The sequence below is a fragment of the Streptomyces sp. BBFR25 genome (assembly GCF_044590125.1).
GTDB classification, from domain to species: domain Bacteria; phylum Actinomycetota; class Actinomycetes; order Streptomycetales; family Streptomycetaceae; genus Streptomyces; species Streptomyces canus_D.
Genome location: NZ_CP172447.1, coordinates 6,591,473 through 6,613,175, shown reverse-complemented (window position 1 = coordinate 6,613,175; position 21,703 = coordinate 6,591,473). Strand labels below are relative to the sequence as shown.

Annotated in this window: 20 protein-coding genes; 17 read left to right on the top strand and 3 right to left on the bottom strand. The window is 72.4% G+C overall.

All coding sequences use genetic code 11. The features are described from left to right. Positions 1 to 68 precede the first annotated feature (68 nt). The 15 genes from ACGH52_RS30120 to ACGH52_RS30050 all read left to right on the top strand — a co-directional run bounded on the left by ACGH52_RS30120 (position 69) and on the right by ACGH52_RS30050 (position 15,098). Complete coding sequence (locus ACGH52_RS30120) at positions 69 to 1,712, top strand: acyl-CoA dehydrogenase family protein (protein WP_059298372.1); 1,644 nt, start codon at positions 69 to 71, stop codon at positions 1,710 to 1,712. A gap of 243 nt (positions 1,713 to 1,955) precedes the next feature. After that, positions 1,956 to 3,245 carry a GAF domain-containing protein gene (locus ACGH52_RS30115; protein ID WP_399943826.1) on the top strand — a complete coding sequence of 430 codons (1,290 nt, stop codon included), beginning with the start codon at positions 1,956 to 1,958 and terminating at the stop codon, positions 3,243 to 3,245. A 195-nt stretch (positions 3,246 to 3,440) separates the two neighbouring features. Then, a complete protein-coding gene (locus ACGH52_RS30110; RefSeq protein ID WP_059298369.1) occupies positions 3,441 to 4,754 on the top strand; it encodes a hypothetical protein in 1,314 nt (437 codons plus the stop codon). A gap of 84 nt (positions 4,755 to 4,838) precedes the next feature. Then, positions 4,839 to 5,411, top strand: a complete 573-nt coding sequence (locus ACGH52_RS30105; RefSeq protein ID WP_076976866.1) for a GNAT family N-acetyltransferase — start codon at positions 4,839 to 4,841, stop codon at positions 5,409 to 5,411. A 150-nt stretch (positions 5,412 to 5,561) separates the two neighbouring features. Then, positions 5,562 to 5,645 (top strand): putative leader peptide, encoded by an 84-nt coding sequence (locus ACGH52_RS30100; RefSeq protein WP_309475039.1) that lies wholly within the window; start codon positions 5,562 to 5,564, stop codon positions 5,643 to 5,645. 151 nt (positions 5,646 to 5,796) lie between these two features. Beyond that, positions 5,797 to 7,494, top strand: coding sequence for a sulfite reductase SirA (sirA, locus tag ACGH52_RS30095; RefSeq protein ID WP_399943823.1), 1,698 nt, complete (start codon positions 5,797 to 5,799; stop codon positions 7,492 to 7,494). Next, positions 7,491 to 7,670, top strand: coding sequence for a hypothetical protein (locus ACGH52_RS30090; RefSeq protein ID WP_059298364.1), 180 nt, complete (start codon positions 7,491 to 7,493; stop codon positions 7,668 to 7,670). Before sirA ends, ACGH52_RS30090 begins: the two co-directional genes overlap by 4 nt. Continuing rightward, the gene (locus ACGH52_RS30085) at positions 7,667 to 8,377 is read left to right on the top strand and encodes a phosphoadenylyl-sulfate reductase (protein WP_399943821.1); all 711 of its coding nucleotides are present in this window, start codon (positions 7,667 to 7,669) and stop codon (positions 8,375 to 8,377) included. The genes ACGH52_RS30090 and ACGH52_RS30085 overlap by 4 nt, the downstream gene beginning before the upstream one ends. Position 8,378: 1 nt before the next feature. Continuing rightward, complete coding sequence (cysC, locus tag ACGH52_RS30080) at positions 8,379 to 8,987, top strand: adenylyl-sulfate kinase (RefSeq protein ID WP_171987455.1); 609 nt, start codon at positions 8,379 to 8,381, stop codon at positions 8,985 to 8,987. After that, positions 8,984 to 9,922 carry a sulfate adenylyltransferase subunit CysD gene (cysD, locus tag ACGH52_RS30075; protein WP_076976863.1) on the top strand — a complete coding sequence of 313 codons (939 nt, stop codon included), beginning with the start codon at positions 8,984 to 8,986 and terminating at the stop codon, positions 9,920 to 9,922. The genes cysC and cysD overlap by 4 nt, the downstream gene beginning before the upstream one ends. 2 nt (positions 9,923 to 9,924) lie before the next feature. Next, a complete protein-coding gene (locus ACGH52_RS30070) occupies positions 9,925 to 11,280 on the top strand; it encodes a sulfate adenylyltransferase subunit 1 (protein WP_121703556.1) in 1,356 nt (451 codons plus the stop codon). A gap of 233 nt (positions 11,281 to 11,513) precedes the next feature. Continuing rightward, positions 11,514 to 12,617 (top strand): aliphatic sulfonate ABC transporter substrate-binding protein, encoded by a 1,104-nt coding sequence (locus ACGH52_RS30065; protein ID WP_121703555.1) that lies wholly within the window; start codon positions 11,514 to 11,516, stop codon positions 12,615 to 12,617. Between the two features lie 33 nt (positions 12,618 to 12,650). Further along, positions 12,651 to 13,445, top strand: coding sequence for an ABC transporter ATP-binding protein (locus tag ACGH52_RS30060; protein WP_121703554.1), 795 nt, complete (start codon positions 12,651 to 12,653; stop codon positions 13,443 to 13,445). Next, the gene (locus ACGH52_RS30055) at positions 13,432 to 14,343 is read left to right on the top strand and encodes an ABC transporter permease (RefSeq protein WP_076976859.1); all 912 of its coding nucleotides are present in this window, start codon (positions 13,432 to 13,434) and stop codon (positions 14,341 to 14,343) included. The genes ACGH52_RS30060 and ACGH52_RS30055 overlap by 14 nt, the downstream gene beginning before the upstream one ends. 8 nt (positions 14,344 to 14,351) lie before the next feature. Further along, a complete protein-coding gene (locus ACGH52_RS30050; protein ID WP_210974599.1) occupies positions 14,352 to 15,098 on the top strand; it encodes a sirohydrochlorin chelatase in 747 nt (248 codons plus the stop codon). Positions 15,099 to 15,113: 15 nt separating this feature from the next. On the opposite strand, the gene ACGH52_RS30045 is transcribed toward ACGH52_RS30050, so the two are convergent. Further along, a complete protein-coding gene (locus ACGH52_RS30045) occupies positions 15,114 to 15,662 on the bottom strand; it encodes a DUF1697 domain-containing protein (protein WP_121703552.1) in 549 nt (182 codons plus the stop codon). Positions 15,663 to 15,943: 281 nt separating this feature from the next. On the opposite strand from ACGH52_RS30045, the gene ACGH52_RS30040 reads away from it, so the two are divergent. Then, the gene (locus ACGH52_RS30040; RefSeq protein WP_210974598.1) at positions 15,944 to 16,972 is read left to right on the top strand and encodes an RNA polymerase subunit sigma-70; all 1,029 of its coding nucleotides are present in this window, start codon (positions 15,944 to 15,946) and stop codon (positions 16,970 to 16,972) included. 241 nt (positions 16,973 to 17,213) lie between these two features. Further along, positions 17,214 to 19,484, top strand: coding sequence for an MMPL family transporter (locus ACGH52_RS30035; RefSeq protein WP_399943812.1), 2,271 nt, complete (start codon positions 17,214 to 17,216; stop codon positions 19,482 to 19,484). A gap of 72 nt (positions 19,485 to 19,556) precedes the next feature. Here ACGH52_RS30035 and ACGH52_RS30030 read toward each other — a convergent pair whose 3' ends face one another. Beyond that, the gene (locus ACGH52_RS30030; RefSeq protein WP_399943809.1) at positions 19,557 to 20,813 is read right to left on the bottom strand and encodes a glycosyltransferase; all 1,257 of its coding nucleotides are present in this window, start codon (positions 20,811 to 20,813) and stop codon (positions 19,557 to 19,559) included. Further along, the gene (erm(O), locus tag ACGH52_RS30025; protein ID WP_399943806.1) at positions 20,810 to 21,592 is read right to left on the bottom strand and encodes a 23S rRNA (adenine(2058)-N(6))-methyltransferase Erm(O); all 783 of its coding nucleotides are present in this window, start codon (positions 21,590 to 21,592) and stop codon (positions 20,810 to 20,812) included. Before erm(O) ends, ACGH52_RS30030 begins: the two co-directional genes overlap by 4 nt. Positions 21,593 to 21,703 lie beyond the last annotated feature (111 nt).

Below are 21,703 nucleotides of genomic sequence, written 5' to 3'. Positions count from 1 at the left end.
TCATCCGCGGACGCCCGCCGCTCCCGTCCGGGCCCGCCGGGGTCCCGCGGCACGGTAGGTTCACGGTCATGGCAGGCAGTACCCACACCGTGACGAATCAGGCGCCGCCGCTGACCGGCTACGACGTCTTCACCTCCGACCGGGTCCTGACGGAGGCGGTCCGGCGGCATCTGGCGGCGGGGCCGCGCGAGGAGGCGCTCGCCGAGCTGTCGGGGCTCGGCCGGGGCTGCGGGTCCCTCCAGACCCAGGAGTGGGGGGCGCAGGCCAACGACCATCCGCCGGTCCTGCGCACCCACGACCGCTACGGCCACCGCGTCGACGAGGTCGACTTCCACCCGGCCTGGCACCGGCTGCTCGGCAAGGGCGTCTCGGCGGGCCTGACCGACGCCTGGTCGCGGCCGGGCGGGCACGTGCGGCGCGCGGCGGCGTTCCTGATGTGGACCCAGGTGGAGGCGGGCAACTGCTGTCCGCTGTCGATGACCCACGCGGCGGTGCCCGCCCTGCGCGCCGACCCGGAGCTGGCCGCCGAGTGGGAGCCCCGGCTGACCTCCCGGGTCTACGACCGGGAGCTGCGGCCCGCCCACCTGAAGGCCGGGGTGCTGTTCGGGATGGGCATGACGGAGAAGCAGGGCGGCAGCGACGTACGGGCGAACTCCACGGCGGCGCGGCCGCTGGCCGAGGACGGGGCGTACGAGCTGACCGGGCACAAGTGGTTCTGCTCGGCGCCGATGTCGGACGGCTTCCTGGTGCTGGCGCGGGCTCCCGGGGGACTGACCTGCTTCCTGGTGCCGCGCGTGCTGGCGGACGGCACCCGCAACGTGTTCCTGATCCAGCGGCTCAAGGACAAGCTGGGCAACCGGTCCAACGCCTCCGCCGAGGTCGAGTTCGCCGGGACCTGGGCGCGGCGGGTCGGCGCGGAGGGGCGCGGGGTGCCCACGATCATCGACATGGTGGCGGCGACCCGGCTGGACTGCGTGCTGGGCTCGGCGGGCCTGATGCGGCAGGCGGTGGCACAGGCGGTGCACCACTGCGCGTACCGGGAGGCGTTCGGCGGGAAGCTGGTCGACCGGCCGCTGATGCGCAACGTCCTCGCGGACCTCGCGCTCGAGTCGGAGGCGGCCACGACGCTGGGGCTGCGGCTGGCGGCGGCCCGCGACGCGGCCGACGGCGGCGACGAGCGGGAGCGGGCGCTGCTGCGCCTCGCGGTGCCCGCGGCCAAGTACTGGGTGACCAAGCGGTGTGCGCCGGTGGCGGTGGAGGCGGCCGAGTGCCTGGGCGGCAACGGGTACGTCGAGGAGTCCGGCCTGCCCCGGCTGGTGCGCGAGTCGCCGCTGAACTCGATCTGGGAGGGCGCCGGGAACGTGCAGGCGCTGGACGTGCTGCGGGCGCTGGGGCGCGAACCGGCGGCGCTGGACGCGTATCTGACGGAGGTGGGCGCGGCGCGCGGGGCCGATCACCGGCTGGACGCGGCGATCCGGGACCTGCTGACGGACCTGGCCGACCTGGCGGCCGCCGAGGGGCGGGCCCGGCTGCTGGCGGAGCGGCTGGCGCTGGTGCTGCAGGGAGCGCTGCTGGTGCGGTACGCGCCGCCGGAGGTCGCCGACGCGTTCTGCGCCTCACGGCTGGGCGGCGACGGGGGCGCGGCCTTCGGCACGCTGCCGCCGACGCTGGATCTGGCGGCGGTGGTGGAGCGGGCCCGCCCGGTGGCCTGAGGTCCGCCGCGCGGCGCGGGGGTGGTGCTGCGCCGACACGGCACCACCCCCCGCCACACGGGCCCGTTCAGGCCGCGTACGCCGCTCGGGACGGCGTGGTTCAAGTTTGGACACCCGCGAGGCCGTCCACCAGGGTTGCAGGGGGTTGCAACTTGCGGTCGGCTGTGCGCGGACTGTGCCCGCCGGGCGTGGGCAACCGGTCACTATGAGACGAATATTCGCCTCCCGGAAGGACGAGGTCCCGTGGCGCTCTCGCCCATGGACGTGACGCAGTTCGCCGCCGTCGACACGGCGCGTGCGGCCCGGATGCTCAGCGAGGTCCGTTCCGCGAGACTCTCGGGCGGGCGGGCCCCGGTGGCGCCGCGGCCGGTGATCGAGCAGTCCTGGGACCGGATGCTGCGCAGCGGTGTCGACCCGGAGCACGACTTCCGCTCCGGGCTGCTGGCCCCGGAGGAGATCCGCCGGCGGCGCGAGACCTCCGAACTGCGGCATGTGCTGCCGGTGCTGCGGGAGGCGCTGCTGTCGGTCGCGGACGTGGCCCACCACATCATGGTGATCGCGGACGAGGACGGCCGGGTGCTGTGGCGGGAGGGCAGCGCGCGGGTGCTGCGCCGGGCCGACGGGCTCGGCTTCGAACTCGGGGCGGACTGGCGGGAGGAGGTGGTCGGCACCAACGGCGTGGGGACACCGGCGGTCACCCGGCGGCCCGTACAGGTCTTCGCCTCCGAGCACTTCGTGCGGTCCCAGGCGACCTGGACCTGTGCCGGGGCGCCGATCACGGACCCGCGCAACGGGCGGCTGCTCGGCGTGGTCGACGTGAGCGGGCCGCTGGAGACGATGCACCCGGCGACGCTGGCCTGGGTGGACTCGGTGGCCAAGCTGGCCGAGGCCCGGCTGCGGGAGCTGCACACGCGGTCGCTGGAGCGGCTGCGGGCGGTGGCGGCGCCCGTGCTGGCCCGGCTCGGCGGGCGGGCGCTGGTGGCGGACCGGGACGGCTGGACGGCGGCGGTGACGGGGATGCCGTACCTGGACCGGGTGGTGCTGCCCAAGTCGCCGGAAGCGGGGGCTCGGTGGCTGCCGACCCTCGGGGCGTGCACGATGGAGCCGCTGGCCGAGGGCTGGCTGGTGCGGGCCGCGGCCGGGCCGGTGCCGCAGGGCGCCACCCGGATCGTGCTGGACCTCGCGCACCCGCGCCGCTGGACCGTGCGGGTGCTGGGCGGCGCGGAGGACTGGGCGCGGGAACTGAGTCCGCGGCACGCGGAGTTGCTGTACCTGCTGGCGGTGCACCGTGGTGGCCGCAGCGCCGCCGCGCTGGCCGAGGACCTGTTCGGCGACCCGGCGCGCACGGTCACGGTCCGCGCCGAGATGTCGCGGGTGCGCAGGTACCTCGGGGCGTACTTGGAACACCGGCCGTATCGTTTCTGCGAAGACGCGGAGATCGAGCTCGGCCTCCCGGCCGACCCCCGCGACCTCCTCCCCCACTCCACGGCACCGACGGTGGCGGAGGGACGCGCGGCGATGGGGGTGCCGTGACGCGGTTGCGTCTCGCCGTGCGGCGGGATCGCGCCCCGGATGGCCGTAAAGGCGGGTTGTTTTCGCATATTTGCAGCGTCTGCGTCCGCCGGGGCCCCCGGCTGTCGTAGCATCCTTGGTGGACCGCCCCATCCGCTCCTCGGTCAACACGACCACCGTCGAGCGCAGTTGGTCCGGGGTGTCCGTGGAGGTTCGATGAAGCAGCGCGGCAGACACCGTCGGCGCAGACGGGGCAGGGCGCTGCGCGCGGCCCTGACCGGTGCGGCCCTCGCGCTGACCGGTGCCGCCACGCTGATCAGCGCCTCGCAGGCCACCGTCGCCGACGACCCCGGTGCCCTCAAGCCCCTCACCTCCGCCGCGGAGACCGACGCGCTGCGCCTGACCGAGCACCGCGTGCCGACGGCCTGGCTCGACCGGCTCTCCGCCGCGATGGGCGACCCGGTGGGCGTCGACACCGTCCTCGACTCCGCCGACCACACCCTGCGCGACGCCGCCGACTGTACGGCCGGGGAGCGCGAGTCACTGCCCGTCTCCCCCGCCGCCACCCGCGCCTACTGCTGGGACGAGGCCGACACCGACGGCTGGCGCCCCGGCGCGGTCACCACCTCCGGGGACGCCGACGAGGACGGCCGCTGGGGCACCCACCGCGTCATCCTCTCCGCCTGGTCCCGCGACGACGGCACCCCCCAGGGCGGCCTCGCCCGGGTCTCCTTCGTCGACGCCGACGACCCCGGCCGGCTCGGCTACACCTCGGCGCTGCTCGCCGTCCCGGTCGACGGCGGCCACGACTACCGCGGGCTCGCCTCCCCCGTCACCGGCATGGTCTGGTACCAGGACAAGCTGCTGGTCACCACCGCCGCCGGGGACCGCGACGCGCTGTACGTGTACGACGTGGAGCGGGTGCAGCGCGCCACCACGGCGGCGGACGCCGTGGGGCGGGTGCCCGGCGGCTGGGCGGCGGGCGGCCACCGGTACGTCCTGCCCGCCATCGCCTCCTACCGGCTCCCCGACACCGACGCCGCGGCCCGCCCGGGCGCGATCTCCCTGGACCGCGGCACGGCCCCCGACAGCCTGGTGGCCACCGAGCGCGTGGACGCGGACGGCGACCGGCCCACCCGGCTGTGGCGCTACGCGCTGCGCACGAGCACGGACCCCGACCGCACCGGGCTGCCCGTCACCGACTCCTCCGGCCGGGTGCACCCGGTCGAGGCGTACCAGACCGGCGCGGCCGAGGTCGGGGGCGTGCTCTCGCACCGGCCGCCCGGCGCGACGCGCTCCGACTGGTACCTGGGTCGCGCGGCCGGCGGACAGGACGGACGCGGGACCCTGTGGCGCCAGGACACCGAGGGCGCCCGGGCCGCCGAGTGCGGGGCGGACGGGTCGCAGCGGTGCTGGAGCGGACCGGCGGGCTCGATGTCGTACTGGGAGCGGACCGGCGAGGTCTGGTCCCAGTCGGGCCGCATGCTGTTCGCGCTGCCGCTGGCGTCGATCGAGGACGCGCTCGACTGACCGTCCCGGCCTCCCCCGCACCGCCCCCACCCCCCACCGGGCGGGGATCGACAGATCCGCGGAGCCGATGATTCCCTGACCGGCATGACCAACATCGCCGTGACCACGTGGTCCCTGGAGCAGACGGCGCCCACCGATCTGCTGCCGGCCGCCGCACCGGAGGGGGACGTGCGGATCGTCCGCGCCGAGGTGCCCTCCCCCGAGTTCAGCCGCTTCCTGTACGCCTCGGTCGGCGGCGACATCCGCTGGACGGACCGGCTCGGCTGGAGCCACGCGCGGTGGCGGGAGCACCTGGAGCGGCCGGGCGTGGAGACCTGGGTCGCCCACGACCGCGGCACGCCCGCCGGGTACGTGGAGCTGACGCCCGGCGACGACGGGGTCGTGGAGATCGAGTACTTCGGCCTGATCCCGGCCTTCCGCGGGCGGCGGATCGGCGGCCACCTCCTCTCGTACGGCACCGCCCGCGCCTGGGACCTGGCGGAGCGCTGGCCGGGGCTGGCCACCACCAAGCGGGTGTGGCTGCACACCTGCAGCAAGGACGGCGAGCACGCCATGGACAACTACCAGCGCCGCGGCTTCCGTCTCTTCGACACCAAGGTGGAGGAGGAGGCGGAGGTGGCCACCCCGGGACCGTGGCCGGGCGCTTTCCCCGCCTGACCTGTGCCCACACGCCTGTTTTCGGCCGACTGACCGACCTGGTCGCCATCTGTGTGACCAACGACACCCTTGTCTCGCTGTACGAGACAAGGGTGTCCACATTTTGGATTAAGCTGGACCAGTCACAGATCGCCGTGCCACGCTTCCGTCATGCCTGGAACTGGAATTGCCTTGGTGAGTCGGCGGCACGTCGACCTCGGCCGCATGTCCAGCGCCATCTGTCCGGGCCGCTGAGAGTACCCTCCAGCACCTCCGGATTCCCCGCATCTCCCTCGCTCCCGCGCAATGACGCGCGCACGTGTCTCCCGTATGCCCACGTAGTGCCATGCGCCATGCGCGCAGGTCAGAGCCGATTCCACCTGTTCTCCAAAGGACGTGTCACACCATGGCCGCCACTCCGCCGAAGCCCGCTGCCGCGACCCCGCGCCGCAAGGTGAGCCGTCACCGCGGCGAGGGCCAGTGGGCGGCCGGGCACTTCACCCCGCTCAACGGCAACGAGCAGACCAAGAAGGACGACGACGGTCTCAACGTTCGGACACGTATTGAGACGATCTACTCCAAGCGCGGCTTCGACTCGATCGACCCCGGTGACCTGCGCGGCCGTATGCGCTGGTGGGGGCTGTACACCCAGCGTCGCCAGGGCGTCGACGGCGGCAAGACGGCGATCCTCGAACCGGAGGAGCTGGACGACCGCTACTTCATGCTCCGTGTCCGCATCGACGGCGGCGCGCTGACCACCGCTCAGCTGCGCGTCGTCGGTGAGATCTCGCAGGAGTTCGCACGCGGCACCGCCGACATCACCGACCGGCAGAACGTCCAGTACCACTGGATCCGCATCGAGGACGTGCCGGAGATCTGGAACCGCCTGGAGGGCGTCGGCCTGTCCACGGTGACCGCCTGCGGCGACACGCCCCGCGTGATGATCGGCTCCCCGGTGGCGGGCATCGCCGAGGACGAGATCATCGACGGCACACCGGCGCTGGAGGAGATGAAGCGCCGGGTCCTGAACAACCCGGCGTACTCGAACCTCCCCCGCAAGTTCAAGACCGCGATCTCCGGCTCGCCCGTGCTCGACGTGGTGCACGAGATCAACGACGTGGCCTTCGTCGGCGTCGAGCACCCCGAGCACGGACCGGGCTTCGACCTGTGGGTCGGCGGTGGTCTGTCCACCAACCCCAAGCTTGGCGTGCGGCTGAACGCCTGGGTGCCGATCGACGACGTGCCCGACGTCTACGAGGGCGTCATCTCCATCTTCCGCGACTACGGCTACCGGCGGCTGCGCAACCGCGCCCGCCTGAAGTTCCTGGTCGCCGACTGGGGCGCGGAGAAGTTCCGCCAGGTGCTCGAGGACGAGTACCTGAAGCGGAAGCTGACCGACGGCCCGGCGCCCGCCGATCCCACCAGCCGCTGGCGCGACCACATCGGCGTGCACCGGCAGAAGGACGGCCGCTACTACGTGGGCTTCGCCCCGCGCGTGGGCCGCGTCGACGGCACGATCCTGACCAAGGTCGCCGACCTGGCCGAGGCGCACGGATCGGGCCGGGTGCGCACCACGGTCGAGCAGAAGATGATCGTCCTCGACGTCGAGGAGGGGCGGGTCGACTCGCTGGTCGAGTCCCTGGAGGCGCTGGACCTCAGCGCCCGGCCCTCCACCTTCCGGCGGGGCACCATGGCCTGCACCGGCATCGAGTTCTGCAAGCTCGCCATCGTCGAGACCAAGGCGCGCGGCGCCTCGCTCATCGACGAGCTGGAGCGCCGCCTCCCGGACTTCGACGAGCCCCTCACCATCAACCTCAACGGCTGCCCGAACGCCTGCGCCCGCATCCAGACCGCGGACATCGGTCTCAAGGGCCAGCTCATGCTCGACGAGCACGGCGAGCAGGTCGAGGGCTACCAGGTGCACCTGGGCGGCGCCCTCGGCCTGGAGCCGGGCTTCGGCCGCAAGGTGCGCGGCCTGAAGGTCACCGCCGAGGAACTGCCGGACTACGTGGAGCGCGTGCTCAAGCGCTACCGGGCCGAACGCGAGGACGGCGAGCGCTTCGCCACCTGGGCGGCCCGCGCCTCCGAGGAGGCCCTGTCGTGAGCGAGCGCGCCGCGCCCTTCTACTGCCCCTACTGCGGCGACGAGGACCTGCGTCCGGGCGAGCAGGGCCACGGCGCCTGGGAATGCGGGGCGTGCAACCGCGCATTCCAGCTGAAGTTCCTCGGGCTGCTCGCCCGGGGTCTTCAGCCCAACCCGACCGAGGGGGAACGGATATGACGGCCGTTCAGGAAGCACGTACGACCGACGACCTCAAGGCGCTCGCCGAGCGGGCGGGCCGGGAGCTGGAGGACGCCACCGCGCTGGAGATCCTCCAGTGGGCGGCGAAGACGTTCGGCGACCGGTTCTGCGTGACCTCCTCCATGGAGGACGCGGTCGTCGCCCACCTCGCCTCCCGCGCCCTGCCCGGCGTGGACGTGGTGTTCCTCGACACCGGCTACCACTTCCCGGAGACCATCGGCACCCGCGACGCGGTCGAGGCCGTGATGGACGTCAACGTCATCACGCTCACCCCGCGCCAGACCGTCGCCGAGCAGGACGCCGAGTACGGCCCGAAGCTGCACGACCGCGACCCCGACCTGTGCTGTGCGCTGCGCAAGGTGAGGCCGCTGGAGGAGGGCCTCGAGGGCTACCAGGCCTGGGCGACCGGGCTGCGCCGCGACGAGTCCAAGACCCGGGCGAACACGCCGGTCGTCGGCTGGGACGAGAAGCGGGGCAAGGTGAAGATCTCGCCCATCGCCAAGTGGTCACAGGAAGATGTGCAAACGTACGTCACCGAGCACGGCGTCCTCACCAACCCGTTGCTGATGGACGGCTATGCCTCCGTGGGCTGCGCGCCCTGCACCCGACGTGTGCTGGAGGGCGAGGACGCCCGCGCCGGACGCTGGGCGGGCCGCTCCAAGACCGAGTGCGGACTGCACGGCTGACATGACGACCACCAAGGGACCGACGGCCACCGGGCCGACGAGAACCGGACCATCGACTTCCAGGGAGAACCACGTGACGACCGGAGCCACCGTCTGGCTCACGGGGCTGCCCAGCGCCGGCAAGACCACCATCGCCCGCGCGCTGGCCGACCGCCTGCGTGAGGAGGGCCGGCGCGTCGAACTGCTCGACGGCGACGAGATCCGCGAGTTCCTCTCGGCGGGCCTCGGCTTCGACCGCGCGGACCGGCACACCAACGTGCAGCGCATCGGCTTCGTCGCCGAACTGCTCGCCCGCAACGGCGTCACGGCGCTGGTCCCGGTGATCGCGCCGTACGCGGACAGCCGGGACGCGGTGCGCGAGCGTCACGAGGCGAACGGCACGGCGTACGTCGAGGTGCACGTGGCCACGCCCGTCGAGGTGTGCTCGGTGCGCGACGTGAAGGGCCTGTACGCCAAGCAGGCCGCGGGTGAACTGACGGGGCTCACCGGGGTGGACGACCCGTACGAGGAGCCCGTCAAGCCCGATCTGCGCATCGAGTCGCAGGACCAGACCGTTCAGGAGTCCGCCGCGGCGGTGCACGCCCTGCTCACCGAAAGGGGACTGGCATGACGACGACCGCCGAAGCGGCGCGGGAGGGTACGGCGGGACCGTACGCCCTCTCCCACCTCGACGCGCTCGAATCGGAAGCCGTGCACATCTTCCGCGAGGTGGCGGGCGAGTTCGAGCGGCCGGTGATCCTCTTCTCCGGCGGCAAGGACTCGATCCTGATGCTGCACCTGGCGCTGAAGGCGTTCGCCCCGGCGGCCGTGCCGTTCTCCCTGCTGCACGTGGACACCGGGCACAACTTCCCCGAGGTCCTCGACTACCGCGACCGCACGGTCGAGCGGCACGGACTGCGCCTGCACGTCGCCTCCGTGCAGGACTACATCGACCGGGGTGTGCTCAAGGAGCGTCCGGACGGCACCCGCAACCCGCTGCAGACGCTGCCGCTGACCGAGAAGATCCAGGCGGAGAAGTTCGACGCCGTCTTCGGCGGCGGGCGCCGCGACGAGGAGAAGGCCCGGGCCAAGGAACGGGTGTTCTCCCTGCGCGACGAGTTCTCCCAGTGGGACCCGCGCCGCCAGCGCCCCGAGCTGTGGAACCTGTACAACGGCCGGCACGCGCCCGGCGAGCACGTGCGCGTCTTCCCGCTGTCCAACTGGACCGAGCTGGACGTGTGGCAGTACATCGCCCGCGAGGGCATCGAGCTGCCGCAGATCTACTACGCCCACGAGCGCGAGGTCTTCGCCCGCTCCGGCATGTGGCTGACGGCCGGTGAGTGGGGCGGCCCCAAGGACGGCGAGCGGACCGAGAAGCGGCGGGTGCGCTACCGCACCGTCGGCGACATGTCCTGCACCGGCGCCGTCGACTCCGACGCCGACAGCATCGAGAAGGTCATCGCCGAGATCGCCGTCACCCGGCTCACCGAACGCGGCGCCACCCGCGCCGACGACAAGATGTCCGAGGCCGCGATGGAAGACCGCAAGCGCGAGGGGTACTTCTAGACATGACCAGCACCACTGAACCCGTCGAGCCGCTGTCGGTCTGGCAGCTGTCGGAGACGACGCTGCTGCGCTTCGCCACCGCAGGCTCGGTCGACGACGGCAAGTCCACGCTGGTCGGCCGGCTCCTGCACGACTCCAAGTCTGTCCTCACCGACCAGCTGGAGGCCGTCGAGCGCGCCTCCGCGAGCCGCGGCCAGGACACCCCGGACCTCGCGCTGCTCACCGACGGCCTGCGGGCCGAGCGCGAGCAGGGCATCACCATCGACGTGGCCTACCGCTACTTCGCCACCCCGCGCCGCCGGTTCATCCTGGCCGACACGCCGGGCCACGTGCAGTACACGCGGAACATGGTCACCGGCGCCTCCACGGCCGAGCTGACGGTGATCCTCGTCGACGCCCGCAACGGCGTCGTCGAGCAGACCCGCCGGCACGCCGCGATCGCCGCCCTGCTGCGCGTCCCGCACGTCGTCCTCGCCGTCAACAAGATGGACCTGGTCGACTACCGGGAGTCCGTGTTCGCGGCCATCGCCGAGGAGTTCACGGCCTACGCCATCGAACTGGGCGTCCCGGAGGTCACCGCGATCCCCATCTCGGCCCTGGCGGGCGACAACGTGGTGGAGGCGTCGGCCGTCATGGACTGGTACGGCGGTCCGACCGTCCTGGAGCACCTGGAGACCGTGCCGGTCAGCCACGACCTGGCGCACTGCCACGCCCGGCTGCCCGTGCAGTACGTGATCCGGCCGCAGACCGCCGAGCACCCCGACTACCGCGGCTACGCGGGCCAGATCGCCGCCGGCACCTTCCACGTCGGCGACGAGGTCACCGTCCTGCCCTCCGGCCGCACCTCCAAGGTGTCCGGCATCGACCTGCTCGGCGAGCCGGTCGAGGCCGCCTGGACGCCGCAGTCGGTGACGCTGCTGCTGGAGGACGACATCGACGTCTCGCGCGGCGACCTGATCGTGCCCAGCGAGGACGCCCCCGCCACCAGCCAGGACGTCGAGGCCACCGTCTGCCACGTCGCCGACGCCCCGCTCACCGTGGGCCACCGGGTGCTGCTCAAGCACGGCACCCGCACCGTCAAGGCGATCGTCAAGGACATCCCGGCGCGGCTCACCCTGGACGACCTGTCCCTGCACCCGCACCCCGGACAGCTCGTCGCCAACGACATCGGCCGGGTGAAGATCCGCACCGCCGAACCCCTGCCCGCCGACTCCTACGCCGACTCCCGGCGCACCGGCTCCTTCATCCTGATCGACCCGAGCGACGGCACCACGCTCACGGCCGGGATGGCCGGTGAGTCCTTCGCCACGCCGGAGCCGGTCAAGGACCCGGCCGACGACGACGGGTGGGACTTCTGAGCATGGGCTCCCCCGACTTCTACTCCACGTTCGCCAAGGAGGGCGGCCGCGTCGGCAGCGGCACCCTCGGCAGCGGGCAGGGCGGGGTCGCGCGATGTGCGCGCTGACGTACGCGCACCGCTCGCGCGCCCTCACCCCCCACAGCCGAAGACCTGCCGACCTCCCGGCCACGACCTGACACCTCGGACCCACCGACAGGCGTGCGTGCCGGACCAACGAGAGGAACACCTCCCGTGCCAGCCACCACCGCCCTGCGCCGCACACTGGCGGTCATAGCCGCCCTTCCCCTGCTCACCCTGGCCGCCTGCGGCTACGGCTCCGAGGCGAAGGACGACGACACCGCCAAGGTCGCCGAGGGGGCCGAGAAGATCGACGGACTCGACTCCGTCCGGATCGGGTACTTCGGCAACATCACGCACGCCACGCCGCTGGTCGCCAACCAGAAGGGCTTCTTCCAGAAGGCGCTGGGCGCGACCGAGGCCAAGTACGCGACCTTCAACGCGGGCCCGTCCGAGATCGAGGCGCTGAACTCGGGCTCCGTCGACATCGGCTGGATCGGCCCCTCCCCCTCGATCAACGGCTACACGAAGTCGGACGGCAAGAACCTGCGGATCATCGGCGGTTCGGCCTCCGGCGGCGTGAAGCTGGTGGTGAACCCCGACAAGATCAAGTCCCTGAAGGACGTCAAGGGCAAGCGCATCGCGACCCCGCAGCTCGGCAACACGCAGGACGTGGCGTTCCTCAACTGGATCGCCGAGCAGGGCTGGAAGGTCGACGCGCAGAGCGGCAAGGGCGACGTGACGGTCGTCCGCAGCGACAACAAGGTCACCCCGGACGCCTACAAGTCGGGCTCGCTGGACGGCGCCTGGGTGCCGGAGCCGACCGCCTCCAAGCTGGTCGCCGAGGGCGGCAAGGTGCTGCTGGACGAGTCGACACTGTGGCCGGACAAGAAGTTCGTGATCACGAACATCATCGTGTCGCAGAAGTTCCTGAAGGAGCACCCGAAGGCCGTCGAAGCCGTCCTGAAGGCCTCGGTCGACACCAACGAGTGGATCAAGGCCAACCCGGACGAGGCGAAGGCCGCGGCCAACAAGCAGCTCGAGGAGGACACGGGCAAGGCGCTGCCGCCCAAGGTCCTGGACCCGGCGTGGAAGTCGATCGAGGTCACCGACGACCCGCTGGCCGCCACCCTCGACGCCCAGGCGGAGCACGCCGTCAAGGCCGGTCTGCTGGACAAGCCCGACCTGACCGGCATCTACGACCTGAAGCCGCTCAACAAGGTCCTCAAGGCCAAGGGCAAGCCCGCGGTCGACGACGCCGGTCTCGGCGTCGAGTAACGCCCGGAACCGACCACCCAGGAGGTGACGACCATGGCCACGACCACGACCCTCGCCAAGGCCGACGACGGCACCGAGCCGGCCGCGTACGCCGCCCGGATCGAGCACGTCTCGAAGTCCTTCGCGGGCCCCGCCGGGCAGCAGCTCGTCCTGGACGACATCACCCTCGATGTCGCGCCCGGCGAGTTCGTCACCCTCCTGGGAGCCTCCGGCTGCGGCAAGTCCACGCTGCTGAACCTGGTGGCAGGGCTGGACAAGCCCAGCGCGGGCGGCATCAGCACGGACGGGCGGCCGGCCCTGATGTTCCAGGAGCACGCCCTGTTCCCGTGGCTGACCGCGGGCAAGAACATCGAACTCGCCCTCAGGCTGCGGGGCGTGCCCAAGGCCGAGCGCCGCGACAAGGCGGAGGAGCTGCTCGAACTCGTCCGCCTGAAGGGCGCGTACGGCAAGCGGGTGCACGAGCTGTCCGGCGGTATGCGCCAGCGGGTCGCGATGGCCCGGGCGCTCGCCCAGGAGAGCAAGCTGCTGCTGATGGACGAGCCGTTCGCGGCGCTGGACGCCATCACGCGGGACGTGCTGCACGACGAGCTGACCCGCATCTGGCGCGAGACGCGGCTGTCCGTCCTGTTCGTGACGCACAACGTCCGCGAGGCCGTACGGCTCGCCGAACGCGTGGTGCTGCTGTCCTCCCGCCCCGGGCGCATCGCCCGCCAGTGGACGGTCGGCATCCCGCAGCCGCGCCGCATCGAGGACACCGCCGTGGCGGAGCTGTCCGTCGAGATCACCGAAGAACTGCGTGGGGAGATCCGCCGACATGGCCAGCACTGACACGACGCGTCCCGCCGGGGACCCAGGCGCGAAGGACGGCGGCGACCTCGCCGGTCTGGAAGCGGGCCTGGACGCACTGGAGTCGGTGCAGCAGGGCCGCACACCGCTGCGGCAGACCTTCGTCGAGAAGATCCTGCCGCCCACCCTCGCGGTCCTGCTGGTGCTCGCGGTGTGGCAGGCGCTGGTCTCCTTCGAGATCGTCGACGACCCGACCAAGCTGCCCGCCCCGTCCGACGTGTGGGACGTGGTCCACCAGGCCTGGCTCCGGGGCGAACTGCTGGGCTACATCTGGACCAGCGTCTCGCGCGGCCTGCTCGGCTTCTGCTTCGCGCTGCTGATCGGCACCCCGCTGGGGCTGCTGGTGGCACGGGTGAAGTTCGTGCGCGCGGCGATCGGCCCGATCCTGTCCGGCCTCCAGTCGCTGCCGTCGGTGGCCTGGGTGCCGCCGGCCGTGATCTGGCTGGGCCTGAACAACTCGATGATGTACGCCGTGATCCTGCTGGGCGCGGTGCCCTCCATCGCCAACGGTCTGGTGTCCGGCGTCGACCAGGTCTCCCCGATCTTCCTGCGCGCGGGCCGCACGCTGGGTGCGACGGGGCTGAAGGGCACCTGGCACATCGTGCTGCCGGCCGCGCTGCCCGGCTACGTCGCGGGGCTCAAGCAGGGCTGGGCGTTCTCCTGGCGCTCGCTGATGGCCGCCGAGATCATCGCCTCCTTCCCCGACCTCGGGGTGGGCCTCGGGCAGCTGCTGGAGAACGGCCGCAACGCCAGCGACATGGCCATGGTCTTCGAGGCCATCCTGCTCATCCTGATCGTCGGCATCGCCATCGACCTGCTGATCTTCAGCCCGCTGGAGCGCTGGGTGCTGCGCAGCCGCGGTCTGCTGGTGAAGGGCTGAGGTACGCCATGTACGCGCCGGTCCGCCCCGTACTCCTGGTCGTCGCCCACGGCAGCCGCGACCCGCGGCACGCCGCGACCGTGCACGCCCTGGTCCGCCGGGTGCGGGCGCTGCGCCCGGACGTGCGGGTGGAGACCGGCTTCCTGGACTTCAACGTCCCCTCGGTGCAGGGCGTGCTGGAGTCCCTGGAGACGGAGGGCGTGCGGGACGTGGTCGCCCTCCCGCTGCTGCTGACCCGCGCCTTCCACGCCAAGGCGGACATCCCCGCGGTCCTGGCGGCGGCGCCGCCGCGTCTCAGGATCCGGCAGGCGGAGGTGCTCGGTCCCTCTCCCCTGCTCCTGTCGGCGCTGGAGCGGCGCCTGTACGAGGCGGGTCTGACGCCCGCCGACAAGTCCTCGACCGGGGTCGTGCTGGCCTCGGCGGGGTCCTCCGACCCGGAGGCGATCGCAGTGATCGCTGAAATCGCGCGGGAGTGGCGGCACACCGGTTGGTGCGCCGTGCGGCCTGCGTTCGCCTCCGCATCCCTTCCGCGCACCGAGCACGCGGTGCGGCAGCTGCGCGAGCTGGGCTGTGCGCGGGTCGCCGTCGCCCCCTACGTCCTGGCGCCCGGGTTCCTGCCGGACCGTATCGCGCGGGGCGCGGCCGGGGCGGACGTACTGGCGGACGTGCTGGGTCCCGCGCCGGAGGTGGCGCGGGTCCTGCTGGAGCGGTACGACGCGGCGCGGATGCCGGTGGCGCTGGCGGTCGGCGCCTGAGGGGTTGACGGCCCGTCAGGGGCTGGTCAGCTCCACGAGCTTGGTGACCGTGTTCCAGTTGCGGCTGGTGGCGATCAGGCCCTTGGTGACCCGGGGCTTGGCGAGGGCCTCGGCGAGCTTGGAGCGGCCCAGGCCGTCCGGTGCGTAGAGGTAGAGGGCGCGGTCGCCGAGGCGGAACTCCTCGGGGCGGAAGGCCGGTGCGTCGATCGCCGCGAATCGCTCCGCGTCGGCCGGCGCGGAGAAGTAGGTGACGTGCAGCTGCCTGGCCTCCAGCTCGGCGGCCGGGAAGGGGCACGCCTCGACGACCCCCTTCAGATAGGCGTGGTCGCGCACGAGCACGTCCACCGGGAAGCCGAACCGCTTCTCGATCGCCTCGGTCAACTCCGCGGCCAGGGAGTCCTCGTCGCCGTGGTCCGAGGCGAAGACGGCCTGCCCGCTCTGCAGATGGGTGCGCACGGCGTCGTGGCCGAGGGAGGTCAGCAGCGCGCGCAGTTCGGCCATCGGGACCTTCCTGCCACCGCCCACGTTGATCCCGCGCAGCAGCGCTGCGTACATCGTCGTCATCCGCACACCATAGAACGGCCGTCGCGCCCCGTGGGGGTGGGCACGACGGCCGGGTCCGCACCGGGCGGACGTGCGCGCCACTCTCGCCGATGCGGTGCGCGTGGTTCAACCACTTCGGACACCTGTGACTTAATCAACAACGTTTCAGTAGGGCCCCGCCGTACGGTGGCGCCGTGGTCGAGCGCGGCGCGCTCGGCATGGCGATCGACCCCGGTGATGAGTTTCCGCGCCCTCCCCCGTCATATCTGCGTCGGGACACGATGAGACGGAAGGATGACGTGATGGGTGCGGACACGCGGCTGGCGGAGATGGGCGTGAGCGGTCTGGGCGAGGTCGACGAGCCGGGGTTCTCGGGACTCGCGGAGCGGCACCGGCGGGAGCTGCACGTGCACTGCTACCGGATGCTCGGGTCGTTCGAGGACGCCGAGGACACCGTGCAGGAGACGTTCATGCGTGCCTGGCGGCGGCGGGAGACCTTCGAGGGACGGTCGACGTTCCGGGCCTGGCTGTACCGGATCGCCACCAACGTCTGTCTGGATCTGCTCACCAAGCGCCGCCCGGAGCCAGCGACCGGCGGTGAGGTGCCGTGGCTGCAGCCCTACCCGGACCGGCTGCTCGACGAGTTGCCCGCCGGCGACGCGGACGAGCCGGAGGCCGTCGCCGTCGCGCGGGAGACGATCGAGCTGGCCTACCTGGTCGCGGTCCAGCACCTCGCGCCGCGCCCGCGGGCCGTGTTGATCCTGCGGGACGTGCTCGGCCGGCCGGCGAAGGAGGTCGCGGAGATCCTGGGGGACTCCGTCAACTCCGTGAACAGCGCCCTGCAGCGGGCCCGCGCCGGCATGCGGGAGCACCTGCCCGCCGAGCGGCAGGACTGGACCGGCGGTGCGGAGGACGCCGCGACGCGCGAGCTGGTGCGCCGCTACACCGAGGCCAGCGTGGCCACGGACGTCGAGGCGCTCGCCGCGATGCTGCGCGACGACGTCCGCTTCTCGATGCCGCCCACGCCGGGGCTGTATGTCGGCCGTGACGCGGTGGTGGACTACTTGGCCGAGAGCGGCTTCGAGGGCATGCAGGGCCTGCGCGCCGTCCGGACCACCGTGAACCGGCAGCCCGCCCTCGCCTTCTACCTCTGGCAGCGGCAGGAGGGCGCGTACCTGCCGCTGACGATCGACGTCCTGCGCGTCACCGGCGGGGCGATCACCGAGATCGTCACGTTCCACGACGACCGGTTCCCGCGACTCGGGCTGCCGGAGCGCCTGCCGGCCGACGGCACGGCGCAGGCGTCGGCGACAGCGCGCGTGTCCCAGTAGAAGGGACGCGCCTCGGTGATCCGCCCGCCCTTGACGTGTCGGCGGCGCCCTGTGCGTGGACCCCGGTAGATGTAAGGGACCGGTGTCCTCCTCAGTGGTGAGTGCGGCGGTACGGAGGGATGAGGGCGAGGGCGCCGCGCGTCACCGGGGAGTACGACGCGACGGCCTTACGCGGGCCATACCTTCGAAACGCAAGGTGGCGGCAGGGGGCCGGCACCGCTCACAAGGGGGCAGGCCGGTCATGCGGAACCGAGAGACACGGGTGCGGGGCATAGCCGCCCGGGCGGGCGGCTGGAGTGCCCGGCACCGATGGGCCGCCGTCGGGATCTGGGTGCTGTTCGTCGTCCTGGCGATGGGGCTCGGTTCGGCGGCCGGCCGGGTCGACGTCAAGGACAGTGACCAGATGGGCGGCGAGACACACACCGCCGCCAGGATCGTCGAGGACGCGGGGATCGACGAGCCGGCCAGTGAGACGGTCCTGGTCCAGGCGGAGTCCGGTGGTCCGAAGGCCACGGACGCCGAGTTCCGGGCCGCGGTCGACGCGGTCGTCGCGGCGGTGGAGGGGACCGGGAAGGTCACCGGCGTGACCTCGCCGTACGACGCGAAGACGATCTCGAAGGACGGGCGCAGCGCGCTGGTGCAGTTCGACATGCGCGGTGACGCGGACACCGCGGGCGAGCGGGTCGAGCCGGTGCTGGAGGCGGTCGAGGGGGTCCAGAAGGAGCACGAGTCGCTGCGGATCGAGGAGATCGGCGGCGCCAGCATGATGAAGACGTTCGACGACGCGTTCGGCGACGACTTCAAGAAGGCCGAGTACTCGGCGGTGCCGGTGGCCCTCGGCATCCTGCTGGTCGCCTTCGGCGCGCTGGTGGCGGCGCTGGTCCCGGTGGCGCTGGCAATCACCGCGATCGTGGCGACGATGGGGCTGATGGGCCTGGTCAGCCACTTCCAGCCGATGAGCGAGACCGCGAACTCCGTGATGCTGCTGGTCGGTCTGGCCGTCGGCGTCGACTACTGCCTGTTCTACCTGCGCCGGGAGCGCGAGGAGCGCGCCGCCGGACGGGACGCGCAGACGGCGCTCAGGATCGCCGCCGCCACCAGCGGCCGGGCGATCGTCGTCTCCGGTGTCACGGTGTGCGTGGCGATGGCGGGCATGCTGTTCACCGGCATCGCCGAGTTCGAGGCGATGGGCCTGGCCTCGCTGATGGTGGTCGCGGTCGCCATGGTCGGCTCGGTGACGGTCCTTCCGGCGCTGCTGTCCCTGCTGGGCGAGCGGGTGGAGAAGGGCCGCGTGCCGTTCCTGCGCCGACGCCGGTCGAACGGTGGCACGGGTGAGGGCAGCCGATTCTGGACGGCCGTACTGAAGCGCGTCCTGGCCAGGCCGATGCTGGCCGCGGTGGTGGCCGTCGGCGCGCTGCTGGCCGTGGCCGCGCCCGCTCTCGGCATGAAGACGCAGAACCTCACGCTGGACCAGGAGTTCGGCGACTCGCTGCCCATCGTGCAGACGTACAACCGGGTCAACGAGGCCTTCCCCGGCGGTTCCGACCCGGCCGAGGTGGTCGTGAAGGCCGACGACATCAACGCGCCCGAGGTGCGGGCGGCGCTCGCCGACTTCCGGGAGCGGGCGATCAGTTCGGGTGCCTCGCGCGGGCCGGTGGACATCACCATGCACGACGAGCAGAACGTCGCGCTGGTGTACGTCCCGCTGGTCGGCGGCTCCGACCAGGACAAGGCGGGCGAGAGCCTGGACAAGCTGCGGGACGACGTGCGGCCCGCGACGCTGGGCAAGGTCGACGGCGTCGAGGCCCCGATCACCGGCCAGGTGGCGGGCAACAAGGACTTCAACGACCAGCTCGTCGGCTCGGTCCTGCCGGTCTTCGCCTTCGTCGTGGTCTTCGCCTTCCTGCTGATGCTGCTGTCCTTCCGCTCGCTGACGATCGCGCTCACCTCGATCGTGCTCAACCTGCTGTCGGTGGGCGCGGCGTACGGCATCCTGGTCGCCGTCTTCCAGCACGGCTGGGGTGCCTCGCTGGTGGGCGCCGAGGGCGTCGGCGCGATCATCACCTGGCTGCCGCTGTTCCTCTTCGTGATCCTGTTCGGCCTGTCCATGGACTACCACGTGTTCGTGGTCTCCCGGATCCGCGAGGCCCGGCTGCGCGGCCGCTCCACCCGGGACGCCATCCAGCACGGCGTGGTCACCACGGCGGGGGTGGTCACCAGTGCCGCCGTCATCATGGTCGCGGTGTTCGCCATCTTCGGCACGCTGTCCATGCAGTCGATGAAGCAGATGGGCGTCGGCCTGGCGGCGGCGGTGCTGATCGACGCGACGATCATCCGGGGCGTGCTGCTGCCGGCCGTGATGTCGCTGCTCGACGAGCGCAACTGGTACCTGCCGAAGTGGCTGCACCGCCTGCCGGACCTGACCCACGACGAGTCGCCCGAGGCGAGCGCGGCGCCGGTGCGGGACGGCGAGGGCGAGCGCGGGGAGCGGGGCGAGCCGGTCGGGGTCTGAACCGACGCGCCACCACGGCCGCAGGGCCTGCCGGTTCCGGGGGAACCGGCAGGCCCGGTGTGCGGCGGTGAATCAGCCCCGCGCGGCGGCCAGTTCGGCCTCGATGAGGTCGGCGGCCCGCCGGGTGCCGCCCTCCTCGGCCATCTGCGCCTGGATCTGAGTCAGACGCCCGGCCACCTCCGGGTCGTCGACCAGGGCGAGGGCGGCGGTGCGCAGCGCCTCGGCGGTGGCCTCCTCGGTCGGGAGCGTGCGGGCGACGCCGAGGCCCTGGAGCATGTCGGCGTTGCCGAACTGGTCCGCGGCCTGCGGTACGGCGATCATCGGCGTGGCCGTGGCCAGGCCCTCCTGACTGCCGCCCGCGCCCGCGTGGGTGACGAACAGGTCGGCCTGCTGGAGGATCGCCAACTGGGGCACCCACGTGCGCACTTCCACCGTGTCCGGTACGTCGCCCAGCTCGGCGGGGTCGACGTGCCGGCCCACCTGGAGCACGGTGTGCCAGCCGGGCAGCTCGCCGAAGGCCCGGACGCACTCCCGGTAGAACGCGGGCTGGTTGGTGAAGGCGGACCCGAGGGAGACCAGGACGACCTTCTCGGCACCCTCGGGGCGGGTCCAGGCGCCCTCGGCGGCGCGGTCCCCCTGGCAGGCGCCGACGAAGGTGTACGTCTTCTCGTCGACCCGGTCGGCGTTGGGCTGGAGCGCCTTGGGGATCAGCACCAGGGAGCGGTCGGGGCGGCCGACGAAGGGGTCGGGGTGGTCGGTGATCCCGTTCTCCTCCAGCCAGGCGTGGAAGCGGGCGTAGTAGGCCTGCCCGCGCTCGGTCTTCAGCGGCTCCTCCCACATCGGCTCGCCGACCTCCTGCTCGTACCCCTCCCAGGCGACCATGCAGGGCGACAGGGAGATCACCGGCACCTCCCAGCGGCGGCCGAGCACACGGGCGGCGTAGGAGGCGATGTCGTGCAGGACCAGGTCCGGCTCGTCCCCCTCGTACGCCTCGGCGAGCTGCGGGAGCGCCTGGATGGCGTCGTCCAGGAAGGGCTCGACGTTGTCCAGCAGAGTGCTCCCCCACGCCTGAGGGTCGGCGTCGGGGCCGGGCAGTGTGCTGTTCCAGAGCTTGGGTTCGGCGCCCGTCTCGGCGACCTTGTCCGCGAGGAGCGGCGGGATCGCGTACGTCACCCGGTGCCCTCGCGCGACGAGCTCGCGGATCACCTCCAGGCTGGGGTTCACGTGCCCGTGCAGGGCGATGGAGAACATGGCGATGTGCGCGGGGCGAGTGGTCATGTCCGTACCGTACGCGAGACGAGACGTCTCGTGCAAACAATTTCGCCTCATGCCGTCAGCTCCTCGTGCAGCCGCAGCCACCGGTCGGGCGCGACCTCGCCCACCAGGACGCCGGGTTCGAGCCGCGCGGCCCGGAACGCCGCGTCCACCCGGCGCCGGGTGTGGGCGCGGCGCAGGGAGGCGTGCAGCGAGCCGCCGACGCCCGAGAAGCCCAGCTCGACCAGGTCCGCCCAGCCGCCGCGGGCGGCGGCGCCGGTGAGCAGCGGGGCCGGGCGGCGTGCGATCCGGAGGATGCCGGCGTCGACGCGCGGCGCGGGCCGGAAGCGGTGGCGGCCCACCCGGCCCAGCAGCCGCCACTCGTGGCGCGGCCAGGTCAGGACCGTGAGCAGGGTCCAGCGGCCGTAGTCGCCGGTGCGTTTGCGGGCGTACTCGAGCTGGGTGATCAGGGTGGCGTCGGTGAGACCGGGCGCGGACAGGCACCAGTCGACGATGTCGGCGGTGCGCGAGAAGGGCACGTTCCCGGCGACGGCGAACGCGGTGCGCGGGGGCCGGGCGGCGAGGAAGTCACCGGCCACGACGTGGACGTGGGGGCTGCGCGCGAAACGGGCGCGGAGCCCGGGCACGAGCCGGGGGTCGATCTCGTAGGCGCGCAGCTCGTGGCTGCGGCGGGCGAGGGGCTCGGTGAGGGCGCCGTTGCCCGCGCCCACTTCGAGCAGCAGGGGCGGGCGCCCTCGGTCGGGGGCGGCGAGACGCGCGACGTGTTCCGCGGTGGCGCGGTCGGCGAGGAAGTTCTGCGAGAGCGTGCGGGCACGCTGGGTGGGGCGGGCCATGGCCTGCGGTCCTTGTCTTCCGTGACAGGAGGGGAAAAGGGCAGCCGAAGGCCCTGACCGGAAGACGAAGGCGAAAGGGGATGCGGAGGCTTGGCCCCGCCGCGCGCGCGT

Bases quoted from the DNA above. Each gene is read 5' to 3' on its own strand.
- ACGH52_RS30120 (WP_059298372.1), top strand. From the start codon at position 69: ATGGCAGGCAGTACCCACACCGTGACGAATCAGGCGCCGCCGCTGACC.
- ACGH52_RS30110 (WP_059298369.1), top strand. From the start codon at position 3,441: ATGAAGCAGCGCGGCAGACACCGTCGGCGCAGACGGGGCAGGGCGCTG.
- ACGH52_RS30105 (WP_076976866.1), top strand. From the start codon at position 4,839: ATGACCAACATCGCCGTGACCACGTGGTCCCTGGAGCAGACGGCGCCC.
- ACGH52_RS30100 (WP_309475039.1), top strand. From the start codon at position 5,562: ATGCCTGGAACTGGAATTGCCTTGGTGAGTCGGCGGCACGTCGACCTC.
- sirA (WP_399943823.1), top strand. From the start codon at position 5,797: ATGGCCGCCACTCCGCCGAAGCCCGCTGCCGCGACCCCGCGCCGCAAG.
- ACGH52_RS30085 (WP_399943821.1), top strand. From the start codon at position 7,667: ATGACGGCCGTTCAGGAAGCACGTACGACCGACGACCTCAAGGCGCTC.
- cysC (WP_171987455.1), top strand. From the start codon at position 8,379: ATGACGACCACCAAGGGACCGACGGCCACCGGGCCGACGAGAACCGGA.
- cysD (WP_076976863.1), top strand. From the start codon at position 8,984: ATGACGACGACCGCCGAAGCGGCGCGGGAGGGTACGGCGGGACCGTAC.
- ACGH52_RS30070 (WP_121703556.1), top strand. From the start codon at position 9,925: ATGACCAGCACCACTGAACCCGTCGAGCCGCTGTCGGTCTGGCAGCTG.
- ACGH52_RS30060 (WP_121703554.1), top strand. From the start codon at position 12,651: ATGGCCACGACCACGACCCTCGCCAAGGCCGACGACGGCACCGAGCCG.
- ACGH52_RS30055 (WP_076976859.1), top strand. From the start codon at position 13,432: ATGGCCAGCACTGACACGACGCGTCCCGCCGGGGACCCAGGCGCGAAG.
- ACGH52_RS30050 (WP_210974599.1), top strand. From the start codon at position 14,352: ATGTACGCGCCGGTCCGCCCCGTACTCCTGGTCGTCGCCCACGGCAGC.
- ACGH52_RS30045 (WP_121703552.1), bottom strand. From the start codon at position 15,662: ATGACGACGATGTACGCAGCGCTGCTGCGCGGGATCAACGTGGGCGGT.
- ACGH52_RS30040 (WP_210974598.1), top strand. From the start codon at position 15,944: ATGGGTGCGGACACGCGGCTGGCGGAGATGGGCGTGAGCGGTCTGGGC.
- ACGH52_RS30035 (WP_399943812.1), top strand. From the start codon at position 17,214: ATGCGGAACCGAGAGACACGGGTGCGGGGCATAGCCGCCCGGGCGGGC.
- ACGH52_RS30030 (WP_399943809.1), bottom strand. From the start codon at position 20,813: ATGAGGCGAAATTGTTTGCACGAGACGTCTCGTCTCGCGTACGGTACG.